The sequence below is a fragment of the Umezawaea sp. genome (assembly GCF_057122925.1).
In genome coordinates, this window is the sequence record NZ_DBNGPQ010000117.1 from 1 (window position 1) to 13,126 (window position 13,126).

General features: G+C 71.5%; 14 protein-coding genes and 1 pseudogene. 7 read left to right on the forward strand and 8 right to left on the reverse strand.

The features are described 5' to 3' along the window. The 5 genes and pseudogenes from AC156L_RS26705 to AC156L_RS26725 all read right to left on the reverse strand — a co-directional run. Window positions 1-1,118 (reverse strand): annotated as a pseudogene (locus AC156L_RS26705) (cell division protein FtsK); the annotation flags it as partial. Further along, window positions 1,115-2,092 carry a conjugal transfer protein TraI gene (locus AC156L_RS26710; RefSeq protein ID WP_330876186.1) on the reverse strand — a complete coding sequence of 326 codons (978 nt, stop codon included), beginning with the start codon at window positions 2,090-2,092 and terminating at the stop codon, window positions 1,115-1,117. The pseudogene AC156L_RS26705 and the gene AC156L_RS26710, both read right to left, overlap by 4 nt. Further along, on the reverse strand, window positions 2,089-2,451 hold the full coding sequence (locus AC156L_RS26715) for a hypothetical protein (protein WP_330876185.1): 363 nt from the start codon (window positions 2,449-2,451) through the stop codon (window positions 2,089-2,091). The genes AC156L_RS26710 and AC156L_RS26715 overlap by 4 nt, the downstream gene beginning before the upstream one ends. After that, window positions 2,448-2,630 carry a hypothetical protein gene (locus AC156L_RS26720; protein WP_330876184.1) on the reverse strand — a complete coding sequence of 61 codons (183 nt, stop codon included), beginning with the start codon at window positions 2,628-2,630 and terminating at the stop codon, window positions 2,448-2,450. Before AC156L_RS26720 ends, AC156L_RS26715 begins: the two co-directional genes overlap by 4 nt. Then, the gene (locus AC156L_RS26725; RefSeq protein WP_330876183.1) at window positions 2,630-3,265 is read right to left on the reverse strand and encodes a helix-turn-helix domain-containing protein; all 636 of its coding nucleotides are present in this window, start codon (window positions 3,263-3,265) and stop codon (window positions 2,630-2,632) included. Before AC156L_RS26725 ends, AC156L_RS26720 begins: the two co-directional genes overlap by 1 nt. A 631-nt stretch (window positions 3,266-3,896) precedes the next feature. Here AC156L_RS26725 and AC156L_RS26730 point away from each other — a divergent pair. The 3 genes from AC156L_RS26730 to AC156L_RS26740 are packed head-to-tail and all read left to right on the forward strand — an operon-like array spanning window position 3,897 to window position 6,455. Further along, window positions 3,897-4,871 (forward strand): coiled-coil domain-containing protein, encoded by a 975-nt coding sequence (locus AC156L_RS26730; RefSeq protein ID WP_330876182.1) that lies wholly within the window; start codon window positions 3,897-3,899, stop codon window positions 4,869-4,871. Between the two features lie 17 nt (window positions 4,872-4,888). Continuing rightward, a complete protein-coding gene (locus tag AC156L_RS26735) occupies window positions 4,889-5,470 on the forward strand; it encodes an OmpA family protein (protein ID WP_330876181.1) in 582 nt (193 codons plus the stop codon). Window positions 5,471-5,480: 10 nt separating this feature from the next. Continuing rightward, the gene (locus AC156L_RS26740; RefSeq protein ID WP_330876180.1) at window positions 5,481-6,455 is read left to right on the forward strand and encodes a hypothetical protein; all 975 of its coding nucleotides are present in this window, start codon (window positions 5,481-5,483) and stop codon (window positions 6,453-6,455) included. A gap of 91 nt (window positions 6,456-6,546) precedes the next feature. On the opposite strand, the gene AC156L_RS26745 is transcribed toward AC156L_RS26740, so the two are convergent. Then, window positions 6,547-6,690: a hypothetical protein gene (locus tag AC156L_RS26745; protein WP_330876179.1), complete on the reverse strand. Its 144-nt coding sequence runs from the start codon at window positions 6,688-6,690 to the stop codon at window positions 6,547-6,549. 85 nt (window positions 6,691-6,775) lie between these two features. Next, window positions 6,776-7,618: a DegV family protein gene (locus AC156L_RS26750; protein WP_330876178.1), complete on the reverse strand. Its 843-nt coding sequence runs from the start codon at window positions 7,616-7,618 to the stop codon at window positions 6,776-6,778. A 274-nt stretch (window positions 7,619-7,892) separates the two neighbouring features. Here AC156L_RS26750 and AC156L_RS26755 point away from each other — a divergent pair, with 274 nt between their 5' ends. Both AC156L_RS26755 and AC156L_RS26760 read left to right on the forward strand, forming a co-directional pair. Next, entirely contained in the window at window positions 7,893-8,675 is a 783-nt protein-coding gene (locus AC156L_RS26755) for an electron transfer flavoprotein subunit beta/FixA family protein (RefSeq protein ID WP_330876177.1), read from the forward strand. A 14-nt stretch (window positions 8,676-8,689) separates the two neighbouring features. After that, window positions 8,690-9,649, forward strand: coding sequence for an electron transfer flavoprotein subunit alpha/FixB family protein (locus AC156L_RS26760; RefSeq protein WP_330876176.1), 960 nt, complete (start codon window positions 8,690-8,692; stop codon window positions 9,647-9,649). A gap of 287 nt (window positions 9,650-9,936) precedes the next feature. On the opposite strand, the gene AC156L_RS26765 is transcribed toward AC156L_RS26760, so the two are convergent. Further along, on the reverse strand, window positions 9,937-11,340 hold the full coding sequence (locus tag AC156L_RS26765) for an SNIPE associated domain-containing protein (RefSeq protein ID WP_330876175.1): 1,404 nt from the start codon (window positions 11,338-11,340) through the stop codon (window positions 9,937-9,939). A 166-nt stretch (window positions 11,341-11,506) separates the two neighbouring features. On the opposite strand from AC156L_RS26765, the gene AC156L_RS26770 reads away from it, so the two are divergent. After that, window positions 11,507-12,271: a GNAT family N-acetyltransferase gene (locus AC156L_RS26770; RefSeq protein WP_330876174.1), complete on the forward strand. Its 765-nt coding sequence runs from the start codon at window positions 11,507-11,509 to the stop codon at window positions 12,269-12,271. Beyond that, a complete protein-coding gene (locus AC156L_RS26775) occupies window positions 12,268-13,122 on the forward strand; it encodes a lysophospholipid acyltransferase family protein (protein ID WP_330876173.1) in 855 nt (284 codons plus the stop codon). The genes AC156L_RS26770 and AC156L_RS26775 overlap by 4 nt, the downstream gene beginning before the upstream one ends. Window positions 13,123-13,126: the final 4 nt, after the last annotated feature.

Here is a 13,126-nt window from a genome sequence, read left to right on the forward strand (position 1 = left end):
AGCCGCACGTGCGGGTCCAGGGCGGCGGCGGTGAGCGGCAGCCGGGCGACGAACGTCTTGCCCTGGCGGGGGATCGCGCCGATCAGCAGCGAGGTCCACACCACGGGCAGGTTCACGGCCGCGCCCCGGGCGGTGGTGCCGAACGGCACAGGCCGCCACAGGTCCCAGCTCGCGGCGGTGGCGAGCGGGCTGGGCACGGGGTCGGCGGCGTAGGGGTCGCCCTTGCCGATCCACAGCGCCACCCGCCCGGCGTGGCCCCGGTCGCCCCGGACGCGCTCCACGATCAGGCGCACCTCGTCCACGGCCAGCGCGGACGCCAGGGCCTCGCGCTTGGCGATCGCGTCGGACGCCTTGCGCGACGGCGGCAGGTCCAGCACCAGTGACCATCCGGTGTCGTCCTGGCGGGGCCGCTCGACGAAGTACATGGGCTCGCCCTTGCCGACGATCCCGGCCGAGCGGAACGCCTCGATCAGGTTGTCGCCGTCCATGAGCATCGCCAGCGTGCGTGCGCCGCCGAGCACGGCCTGGCGGCCGGGGGAGCCGTCCTTGCGACGGCCGGCGACGGCAAGCGCCACGGACACCGCGCCCCCGGTGACCAGCAGTGGCAGGGAACCGGCGGTCAGGTCGACCACCAGGCCGCCCAGCCCGGTCGCGCCGGTCCCCGCGAGCGTGATCACGCCACGCCGGCGGCGCACCACGGCGATCTCCTGCCACCGCGAGGCCAGGCTGTCGCTGGACTTCGCGGCGTCGTAGAAGTCCACCACGCGCACCCACGCCCACCACGCGCGGGCCGACACGACCAAGCCCCGGCCCACGGCCGCCGGGTAGCGCACGGGGGCCAGCGCGGCACGACCGGCCAGCGCCGCGCCGGCTTGCTTCGCGGACTCCGCGCTCTGCCAGCGGGCGGGCAGCTTGGACACGGCCTGCTCCGCCAACCGCCGCGCCTTGCCGCGCTGGTACTCGGCGTCGGTGATCAGCTCCCCGGTCAGCACCTCCGGGGCGGGCTGCACCGGACCGGCGGCCGGCACCGGCTCGTCGTCGGGCGCGGGCGCGGCCGTGCCGGGGAACGGGATCAGCTCGCCGCCCATGTCGTCGTCCTTCCGGATCGGCGCGCTCACGAGGCACCGCCGCGCAGTGCGTCGCGGACCTCGCGGGCGGTGTCCATGCCGCAGCCCAGCGCCGTGCGCAGCCGGTTCGCGGACGGGTCGGCGGGCAGCTCCCCGGCGGCGATCAGGTCCCGCGCACGAGCCGCCAGGCGGCCGGTGAGCCCGTCCCCGGCGGGGGCGGTCGCGGCGGCATTTCCGCTGTACGACGCGGGGGTAAGGGCGGGGTAAGGGGCGGCGGCGAGGCCGGTCGGGAGGCCGTGGTCCAGCTCGGCGAACGCCGTCCAGATGATCGGCAGGACGGCCACCGCGCCGACCGCGATCAGCGGCCCGACGGCGTGCGCCAGGAGCTGCATCGGGTCGAACCGCTCGACCTGCCACGGCAGGTACGGCCACACGTTGAGCGTGAGCGTGACGCCCAGCGCGCCGTACTCGACCACGGTCAGGTGCCGGTGCCGCAGCACCCGGCCCCGGGCCGCCAGGAACGCCCGCGCGCCGACCACGACCAGCAGCACGGCGGAGATCACCGGCTCCACGGCCCACGCGCCCCACCACGCGGCGGTGCGCTCGACCATGCCCAGGGTGAGCGTGTGGTGCACGCCCGTGGTGGACCACGCCAGCGCCCCGACCAGCGCCGTCAACGCCACGACGGTGAGCACCAGGCGCACACGCGCGGCCTGCCAGGCGCGGGCCGCCGGGTCCTGCGCCAGGGCGTGCAAGCGGGCGGCTTCCGCCGCCCGCTTGCGGGACCGGCGGACCCGGTCGGTGTCGACCAGCAGCGGGGCGGCGTCGGCCTGGAGGTCCAGCAGGGCGTGGGCCTCCGCGACCTCCGCGCGCAGCTCCCGCACGCGGCGGGTGTCGGCGGGCGGCGTCGGGGCGGGTGCCGGGGGTGCGGCCGGGGCGCGACCGGCCACGTACTGCTCCAGTTCCGCCACGGCGTTCTCCAGGTCCTCGTCACTCGGCTCGGGGAAGGGGACGTGCGCGTTCACCGGCCACCGCCGATCCGGGCGGCCAGCTCGGCGGCCCTGGTGAGCAGCGCGGCCAGCTCGGCGGCGCGCTGGGAGGTCATCAGGCCGGGGTCGTCGCTGGTGCCGTCGGCGACGCGGCGCACGTCCACGGCGGCGACACCGGGCAGGTAGGTCAGGGACTCCTCGCCGACGACGGCGTGCAGGCGCTGGAGCACCCGCACCACCAGGTGGTCGGCCCCGTACGGCAGCAGCAGGACGCGGCCGACTTCGGCGACGTGGGCCAGGCGGCCCTCGGACATGCGGATCGTCTCGTCGGCCCACTCTGGGGTGTCCGGGCGGGCGGCGGGGGTGAGGTGCGCGGCGCGCTTCGGCTGGCTCATCGTGCGGCCTCGCAGTCCTCGTCGGTGCAGTCGGTGATCTCCCAGGTCCGCCGGGAGGCGGCGGACGGGGTCAGTGCGTTCGTTGCGTTGCGCAGGAACTCGGCGGCCTCCCGGGAGGGCAGGCAATCGACGGGCGAGGTCCAGCCGTGCGGCTCGCGGTAGGTCAGGTGGGCGCGCATCACCGGGCACCCCCGCTCCGGGCCGGGGCGCAGCGCGGGCACGGCGTGGACCGGGTGCGGTCCTCGTCCAGCCACACCACCCGGGCACTGATCGGGTCGCCGGGCCGGGCGTCGCAACCGCCGCACTCCGCCGGGACCGCCGAGCGCCCACCGGGCGCGCTCGGCGAGGGACGGTTCTTCGTACGGTTCAAGGACGTTTCGGGGGCAGTGTTTGCCCCCCGCTGCGTCGCTGTTTGCCCCCCGTGGCGCTGAGTTTGCCCCCCGTGCCGGTCAGCGGGCGGCAGTGTCTGCCCCCCGTCGCCGGAGTTGTCCACAGCCGCCGCCTCGACCCGCTCCACCGCGAGGTCGTAGCCGTTCGGGCGGCGGTCGGTCCGCTTGATGTAGGCCCGCACGATGTCCGGGTCGGAGGGGCGGATCAGCTCCAGCTCCTCCAGCGCGCGCACCGCGTAGCGCACGGACCGCTCACTCAGACGGGTGTACTTGACCAGCGTCGACAGCGACGGGAACGCGTTGCGGCCGAACGGGTCGGCGTGGTTCGCCAGGCCCAGCAGGACCACGGTCAGAGACGAGGCGTCGCGGCGGTCGCGGGGGATGGGGGCGTGGTTGAGCACCCACGAGACGGACTCGATGCTCATGCGGCCACCACCGCGAGCAGGGCACGCCACTTGATGCGGGGCGTGCGGGTAGTGGAAGAATCCGAGGTCACGGCCTCATGCCTCCTGGCAGGTGAGAGGTCCAGGCCCCGTCCACTGCGTCCACAGTGGATGGGGCCGACTTCGTTTGCCACGAGAACTAGGGGCACAACGTTCGGCAGCGACCTGCGCGAACGACCCGCCTTACAGCGCCTACCTGGCGGAGAACCAGTAGTTCTCGACGTCGATACCGGGCACGGTCCGCTCACCGGTGAGAGGCAGGGGCGCTGGCGTCACCCGGCCAGCGTAGTGGCTCGTTACTCGCTGGTAGCAAGTCGGGCTTTGATGACCAGGTGTATTCGCGATTAACTCGAATGTGTTCCGCATTCCGTGCGATAGCGGTTCAATTGGCTACCCGCTGATGGCGCAGTGGTCCGGAAACTCTCCGTTAAATAGACACAATCGGGTGACCCGTCATCACGATGTTTTGATCTTGCACTTTGGTGTTTACCCTGGTGGTGGGGTACGTGAGATCGGTTCGGCTCGACTGGAGCAGGCCCGAAGAGGCTGGTTGGTGGCAGACCTCATCGGTACTCTCGGCCAATCTTCAACGAGGCGGGATGAGTGGTCAGCCATGGGTGCAAAAGAGCAGGAAGTTGTTCCGCTGCACGCGGGTTTCGACGTCGTGTACCGGGGTTTCCACCGACGCCAGGTGATCGACCACATCGACAACCTGGAAGAGCAGCTGCGCTACACCAGCCTCGACCGCGCCGAAGCCATGGCCCAGGCCGCCGACCTGCGCAAGCTGCTGGAGATGACCCGCCAGGACCTGGAGGAGTCGCGCACGAGGGTCGAACGGCTGGAGATGTCGCCGTCCACGACCGCGGGGGCGACCGAGCGCCTGCACCGGATGCTGATGCTCGCCGAGGACGAGTCGGCCGAGCTGCGCATCAGGGCCGACCGCGAGGTCACGTCGCTGCGGCAGCGGACCGAGGTCGAACTGGCCGAGCTGCGCGCCGAGGCCGAGCGGGAGATCGCCGCGCTGCGCGCGGAGGTGGAGGAGCAGTCCCGGCAGGCCCGCGAGGCCGCCGCGCTGCGCACCGCCGAGCTGGACCAGCGCGAGGTCGAGCTGGAGCGCCGCGCCGCCGAGCTGGAGGCCCAGCACGTCGCGCGCAAGGCCGAGGTCGCGGCCGAGTGCGCCGCCGCGATGGAGCAGGCCCAGCTCGACGCCGACATCCTCCTGGAGGAGACGGCCCGGCAGTGCAACGCGCTCGAAGCCGAGTCCGAGCAGCGCCGCGAGAAGGCGCAGTCGTTCTTCGACCTGACGATGACCCGCCGCCGCAACGAAGCCGCCCAGCACCTCGCCGAGCAGGAGGCCATGGCGAAGGCCAGGGGCGAGTTCGTCGTGAAGGTCGCCAGCCGGGAGGCGCAGCGGCGGATCGCCGAGATCCAGCAGCACGCGGAGGAGCTCCAGGAACTGCGCCGCACCGTGGCCACGCAGCTGTCCGCCGCCCGCAGCGCGCTCGCCGCGGCGGCCGACCGGGTGCCGGGACTCATCCCGGAACAGGTGTCCAGCAGTGAGAACGGTGCGGTGGCGCTGCGCGCCTGAGTTCGGGGAGCCCCATCATGACCAGGAAACGACGCTGGCTGCCGCTGGCGCTGGCGGCCCTGCTGGTGCCCGCGGGCGCGACGGTCCTCGCGTTCACCGTGTACGGCGAGGAGCTGACCGAGGCGCTGCCGTTCTCCTCCCCGGCCCCCACGCCGGAGATCAGGGGAGCGGTGCGGCCACCACCCGTGCCCGTCGTGATCGACGTCCCGCTACCGCCGCTCCTGCTGCCGCCGCCGCCCGCGCCGGAGGTGGTGCAGCGCGGTGTGACCACGCTGTTCACCTCGAACGGCGTCAAGGGCATCACCTTCACGCCGGGGACCGCCGACTTCACGGGTCCGGCGTCGGAGGTGCAGACCGGAGTCGGTGACCTCCTGTGGCGCACCGGCGGCGCGGCGATCACCCTCGTCTCCCACGCGTGGAACGGCGAGACCGCCTCGCACCGCTGCGACGTCCTCGCGATGGAGCGGGCGCTGCTCGTGCGCGATTTCCTGGTCGACCGCGGCGTGCCCGTGGAAGCCATCAAGACGAAGGTCGTCGTCGATCCGGTGTGGGGGCCGCCCTCGGACGGCGGTCCCGCCGTCGACGTCCAGGTGAGTTGAGGGAACGGTCATGGCAGGTGCAGTCGCTTTCGTGTTCGGTTTGTGCGCGCTGTCGTTCGCCGCGGGCTGCGTGGTGACCGCCGTGATGCTGCGCCACACCGACCCGGCGGAGGAGGCGGAGCAGAACGCCGCACTCCCGAACCCCGAGCCCGCTCCCCCTCCCGCGGAGCCGCTCGCACTCCCGGCCCCACCGGAACTGGCCGCCAAGCCGATCCACCGCAACCCGGTGGTCAGCCGCCCGATCCCGATCTCGCTGGAACACGGCGACGCGGCCCCGGCGGCCCTGGCCCTGGCCCCGGACCCCGTCTTCACCGGCGTCTTCGACCCGCCACCAGCACGACTGCCGGTGCTGGTGGCTGAGGTGCACGACGAGTCGCTGACCGGAGAACTGCCCGCCTACCAGGACCCGGAGCCCGAGCGGAACACCCGGTCGGCGACCGAGCACGTGGCCCACACCTGGTCCCCGGCACCACCGCTGCCGATCAGCGGCCGAACACCCAGGGGCAGGCCCGACTGGCGGGCACTGCACGCCGAGCAGGCGATCCTGCTCAAGGCGGCCTGCGGCGCCAACCCGTGGAGCACGCCGGAACAGCCCACGACCCTGCACGTGGTGCAGAACGCCGCGCGACCGGCAGAGCAGCAGGCCGAGGAGCGCGGGGCCACCGCACAACCGCCCGCCGTCGCGGAACCCCAGCCGGACCCGGTACCGGCCGAGTCGGCACAGGCCGACCACGGCCAACGCCGAGAGATCACGCTGGAACTACTGCCCCAGCCGAAAACGGAACAGGACCTCGTGTTCGCGTCCTGCTCAGGCCTGGTCACCGAGCCCTCGGACCCCGAGCCGGCCGTCCCGGAACAGGCGACCCACCAGGAACCCGAGCAGGAACCGGTGGTCCCGGAACAGCAGGCACCAGGCGTGGACGCGGAGTTCCGCAGGCGCTACCTGCGCACCTTCGAGGCAGCGAGGCGCAAATCCACCCGCTGACTCACGCGGTTGGTTTCACCGCTGACTCACTCGGCTGGCTTCACCACTGACTCACTCGGCCGGCTTCGCCGTTTGCTCACTCGGCTGAGCTTCACCGCTTGCGGAACTTGCGCAGCACCTGCTGTGCCTGGGCGCGCTTGCGGGGGTCCTTGGCCATCTGCTTGGCCTGGTCGGTCATCCGGCGGCCCTGCGGGCTGCGCACGTAGGCGGCGATCTTGCTGAACAGCGAAGCCATGGGGTCCTCCAGAGGAGTTCGTCCGTCTCCCTCCTTGTGTCCCCTTTGTCGACCTCCGCCAAACCTCGACGGCCGACCCGCCCGCTCAGTAGGGCGAGATGGTGACCCCGAGGGCTCCGGGTCCGACGTGCGCGCCGATGGCGGAACTGACCTGCGTGACCATGTACTTCCGGGCGCCGGGGATCTTCTTGCGCAGCCGTCGCATCAGGTCGTGGGCCCGGTCCTCGGCGGCGAAGTGCTCGACCGCCACGTCGACCCTCTCCTCGCCCGCCTTCTTCGCCGCGATCTCCACCATCCGCCGCAGCGCCCGCTCGGTCCCCACCACCTTGTCCAACGGCGTGATCTGCCCGTCGACCATGGTGAGCAGGGGTTTGACCGACAGGGCCGTGCCGAGCGCCGCCACGGCGGGGCTGATCCGGCCACCGCGCCTGAGGTGCTCCAGCGTGTCCACGTAGATCAGCTCGGTGCCCCGGCGGAAGCTGTGCATCGCGGCCCCGATGACCTTCCGGGCGTCCCCGCCGCGAGCCGCCGCGTCGGCGGCGGCCAGCACGGCGTACCCGAGGCTCATCCCGCACGTCCCGGTGTCCACGACGTGCACGGGGACCCGAACCTGCTTGGCGGCGTTGCACGCGGTGTCGACGGTCCCCGACAGCCTGGACGACACGTGGATCGACACCACCGCCTCCGCTCCGGCCGCCGCCGCGTCCGCGTAGGCCCAGTAGAACGCTCCGGGGTCGGGAGGGACGGTGGTGACCGAGAGTTCGCCGCGCATGGCGTTGACCATGGTCGACACCGGGATGCGGGACTCGTCGTCGAGCTGGTCCCCGATGCGCACCTGGATCTGCGCGACGGTGATGCCCAGTTCGTCGGTCAACGCGGCCGGGAGGCACGCGGTCGAGTCCGTGACTATGGCGACACGCCGATACATGTAATCGGACAGTAGCTGGCCTGGTCGAGCAGCGGTTGGAGTACGTGTCTTAACCGATCAAGTGCCCCGCTGGCAGGGTCGTGAGTACCGTCACGCTTGCAAGGTGCTTGCGGGTGTTTGCACCGCGGCTACTGGTGGGTAACATAAAGGTGGCCGACACCACCATGCCAACGCGGCGATGACATGGCAGGGTCGCGTTAATCCGGCGACCAGCGCGCCTCCCGGCAGTCGCCAGTCACGTCGCCGCCCGTCCGCAGGAGGTCGAAGAGGACCTATGAACATTGTCGTCCTGGTCAAGCAGGTGCCTGACACCTGGTCCGAGCGCAAGCTCACCGATGCCGACCACACCCTTGACCGCGAATCCGCGGACGCCGTCCTCGACGAGATCAACGAACGCGCGGTCGAAGAGGCACTGCTCCTCAAGGAAGCCCACGGCGGCGAGGTGACCGTCATCGCCATGGGTCCGGACCGCGCCACCGACGCGATCCGCAAGGCGCTCTCCATGGGTGCCGACAAGGCGGTGCACGTCAACGACGCGGCCCTGCACGGTTCGGACGTCTTCGCCACCGCCAAGGTGCTCGCGAAGGCGATCGGCACCGTCGAGGGCTTCGACCTCGTCATCGCGGGCAACGAGGCCACCGACGGCCGCATGGGCGCGGTGCCCGCGATCCTCGCCGAGTACCTCGGCCTGCCGCAGGTCACGCAGCTGCGCAAGCTCACCGTCGAGGGCACCACCATCAAGGGTGAGCGCGAGACCGAGGAAGGTGTCGCCCACCTGGAGGCGTCCCTGCCCGCGGTCGTCAGCGTCACCGAGAAGATCAACGAGCCGCGGTACCCGTCCTTCAAGGGCATCATGGCCGCCAAGAAGAAGCCCGTGTCCACCCTGACCGTCGCCGACCTCGGTGTCGACGCGGGCGAGGTCGGCCTGAACGGCGCGTGGTCCGGTGTCCTGGAGGCATCGCCCAAGCCGCCGCGCACCGCGGGTCAGCGCATCGATGACGAGGGCGTCGGCGGTTCCAAGATCGCCGAGTACCTGGTCGGCCAGAAGCTCATCTGAAGGCGAGGAATCACATGTCAGAGGTACTCGTCCTCGTCGACCACGTCGACGGAGACGTCAAGAAGGTCACCTATGAGCTCCTGTCCGCCGCGCGCCGCCTCGGCGAGCCGTCCGCGGTGGTCGTGGCCGCACCCGGCACCGCGGCGAAGGTGAGGGAGTCGCTGGGCCGCTACGGCGCCGCGAAGGTCTACGCCGTCGAGTCCGACGACGCGGTCAACTACCTCATCACCCCGAAGGTCGACGCGCTGGCCACGATCGCGGGCACCGCGTCACCCGCCGCGATCCTGGTCTCCGCGACGATCGAGGGCAAGGAAGTCGCGGGCCGACTGGCCGCGCGCCTGGGCTCCGGCCTGCTGGTGGACGTCGTCGACATCGACGAGGACGGCACCGGCACCCAGTCCATCTTCGGTGGTGCCTTCGTGGTCAAGTCGAAGGTCACCACGGGCGTCCCGGTCATCACCGTCCGCCCCGGCGGCGTCGAGGCGACCGAGGCGGAGGGCGCGGCGGCTGAGGAAACCGTCGAGCTGCCCGCGACGGACACCGCGAAGGCCACGAAGGTCACCGGCCGCGAACAGGTCGAGGGTGGCGACCGCCCGGAGCTGACCGAGGCTTCGGTGGTCGTCTCCGGTGGCCGCGGCGTGGGCAGCGCGGAGAGCTTCGACGTCGTCGAGAAGCTCGCCGACAGCCTGGGCGCGGCAGTGGGCGCGTCCCGCGCGGCGGTCGACTCCGGCTACTACCCGCACCAGTTCCAGGTGGGCCAGACCGGCAAGACCGTCTCCCCGCAGCTCTACATCGCCCTGGGCATCTCCGGCGCCATCCAGCACCGCGCGGGAATGCAGACGTCCAAGACGATCATCGCGGTCAACAAGGACAACGAAGCCCCGATCTTCGAAATCGCGGACTTCGGCGTAGTGGGCGACCTCTTCAACGTAGCCCCCCAGCTAACCGAAGAAGTGCAAAAGCGCAAGGGTTGACAAACAAACAAAAGGCCCGGCTCCCGTCCCCCGAGAGCCGGGCTTTTTCATGCCTGACAAAAGCAGGACACTGCCTTACCGAAACCACAGCCGATTTACTCGGGGGATTTGACCCTTACCCTGGTGGACCGGGTAGGTTGCACCGCCTGCCCTTGAGCCCGATCGCAGGGTCACATCGAGGGGTCCCCGAGTCACATCGGCCACCACCGCTGGGACCAGCAGCTACCTGACGCGCTGAGACCGACAGCCACCCACGTCAGGACCAACAGCCACAAAACCTCAAACCCCTAAGGCGTACTAGCCCGCCACTCGGACGCCTCAGCCCGCTCCACGAACTCCACAACGTCAACGCTCTCCCGCAACACCGTCAACACCTCAGCAGGCGCGACCCGGAAGAACTCCCGCCGGTGGTTCACCTGGTTCAACCGCCGCGAGGCGAACCTCTCCTGCAACCCCCGCAGCAACCCCAGCGCGTCCCGGTGCGGCACCACCGCGTGCACGTCGAACCGGAACGGCACCGAACCGTCCCCCAGTTCCCGGATCCGGTCGTGGGGGTCGAGCCGCCGGGTCATCCCGATCCCCACGACCCCCTCCCCGAACGCCCCGATGTTGCTGATCACGTACACGTGGCCGCTCCGGGCGTTCCCGGCCATCTCCTCCACGACGAGCCGGTCGGCCTCGATCTCCTCCAGCCGCGACCGCAGCCCCAGTGCCGCCACCGATTCCCCGTCACCGCGCCGCACCAGCGCCGCCAGCGAGCTCTCGGCGTGCGCCTTCTCCTTGTCCCACTTCGCCCTGGCGCGCTCGTAGTCCCGAGCCGCGGCGGCCTGCTCCTTCACCTCTTCCCGCACCGCGCGGGCTTCTTCCTTCTCCGCCTCGACCTTCGCCCGGTGGTCGGCGGTCAGCACGATCTCCGCGCACCGCAGCCGGTGGTACCGCTCGTCGATGCGGATCTCCATCGACCGCCCCAGCCTGGCGATCGTCTCGGAGATCTTCGTCAGCCGCTCCACGGAGTTCTGCCGCGACTGGGGCCTCACCGTCCGCACGCAGTTGTCGGCCTCGGTGTTGTAGGCGCGCAGCAGCAGCTTGGAGAAGTCGTCGACCATCTTCTTCCCCTCGACGGTCGACCCGTTCACCTGCCAGTTCGTCGTGGCCTGCACGGCGTTGCCGGTGCGCACGAACGCCTTCGTGTCCTCCTTGATCGCGGTGATCCGCTCCTTGTACCCCGCGGCGTCGTCCAGCGGGTGCGCGTAGGCGTAGACACCGGCGGACTGGAGCAGCGCCGTGTCGGAGGCGTTGATCAGCTCGTCGCGCACGGCCTCCAGTTCGGCGCGGGCGCGGGACACCTGCGCCAGCACGTCCTGGAGCTGCGCCTCCATCATCCTGATCCGCTCGACGCGCGCCGAGTCGTCCAGGATGCCGGTCGCGGCCAGCGCTTCGCGCAGCTGGGCGTTCTCCGCCTCCAGGGCCTTGCGGCGGCTGCCGAAGCCGTTCGCCGCCGGGGGCGGGATGACGGGCACCTTGATCCGGGGGACGGGTGCGGTCAGGTGCGCCTGGGCGACGGGGCCCCAGAACTGCCAGCCCGCGGGGGCGGGCGGCCAGGAGGGGTCCGGGGCCCAGCCAGGGGGAGGCACCCAGCCCTGGGGTGGCCGCGGCCACCCCGGTGGTGGGCGGAACCGCCTGACCTCCACGTGCGTTCTCCTCGGTTGTCGGGGGTGGGTGGGGGACCCGTCGAGCCTGCCGCGCCAGCAGGCTTTCCTGAGCGGAGCCTGAGAACCGGCCATTCATCGAGATGGCACGCACGCGTCATCGCTTCGACCTGCCGCCGGTACCCGTCAGGTCGGTAAACCTTGAGCCATGACGCAGCCGCAACTGCTTGTCAGCACCGCACGGCCCGCGACCGGCACGCCAGGGTACTCCCTCCTGGTAGCCCGTGACAGTGTGGAAGTCGTTGCCGCGCAACGGCTCCGCTACCAGGTGTTCGCCGACGAGGTGGGTGCTTCGCTGCACACCTCCGTGCCGGGGCACGACGTCGACCGCTTCGACGAGTACTGCGACCACCTGGTCGTCCGGGATGACACGTCCGGCGAGATCGTAGGCACCTACCGGATGCTGCCTCCGGAGCGGGCCCGCGAGGCGGGCGGTCTCTACTCGGAAACCGAGTTCGACCTGCGGAATCTCGCACACCTGCGGCACACCCTGGTGGAGACCGGTCGGTCTTGCGTCCACCCCGACCACCGCAGCGGAGCCGTCGTCAGCCTCGTGTGGGCTGGAATCGCGCGGTACGTGCTGCTGTCCGGCCACACCTGGCTCGCGGGCTGCGCGTCGGTGTCCCTCGCGGACGGTGGCGAGCACGCGTCGGGCGTCTGGGAGACCGTGCGCGCCAAGCACTACGCGCCGGAGGAGTTCCGGGTGTCGCCGCTGCACCCCTGGACGCCCGGTCCCGCCCCGGCCAGGGCGGTGCTCCCGCCGCTGCTGAAGGGCTACCTGCGGATGGGCGCGCAGGTGTGCGGACCTCCGGCGCTGGACCTCGACTTCGGGGTCGCCGACCTGTTCGTGCTGATGAACCCGTTGAAGATGGACAAGCGGTACCTCAAGTTCTTCCTGGGGGAGGAGCCGTGACGCACGCCTGGATGCCGCACTCCCCGTGCGGCCACGGCTGCCTGGACCGCTCCGCGCCGACGGTCGGTCCGCTGCGGGCCGCGTTCCGGCTGGTGGCCGCGGCCACCGTGCTGCTCTGCGGCGTCGCCCTCCTGCTGCTGCGGGGCCACGCCCGCGAAACCGCGCTGCGGCAGTGGTTCCGCGTGCTGCTGCGGGCGTTCGGCGCCCGGATCGACGTGCACGGCCCCGACCGGTTCCAGCAGACGCCCGGCCGCGGGGTGCTCGTGGTCAGCAACCACGTGTCCTGGCTGGACGAGCTGGCGATCGACGGCGTGCAGCCGATCCGCATGGTCGCCAAGCGCGACATCCGCGACTGGCCGGTGCTGGGCCGGGTGATCACCGCGGCCCGCACGGTCTACCTGGACCGCGAACGCCTGTCGCTGCTGCCCGCGGCGGTCGCCGAGCTGGCGGGGGCGCTGCGCGACGGCGCGGCCGTCGGCGTCCACGCCGAGGGCACGACGTGGTGCGGTCTGGCGTCGGGCGGCTACCGTCCCGCGCTGTTCCAGGCCGCGCTCGACGCGGGCGTGCCGGTGCGCCCGGTGGTGCTGCGCTACCGGCTCGCCGACGGCACCCCCACCACCAGTCCGGCGTTCGTCGGCACCGACGCGCTCGTCGACTCGATCCGCCGCGTGGTCCGGCTGCGCGGGCTGGTCGTCGAGGTGCACGTGCTGGACGAGATCGCCCCCGGCCGCGCCGAGACCCGCCGCGACCTGGCCGCACTGGTGCAGCGCGAGGCGGAGCTGGTGGCGCACGGCACGGCCACCAGGGCACACCTCAACTTGACCTCCACCCCGGTCGAGGTTGAACGATAGGGCG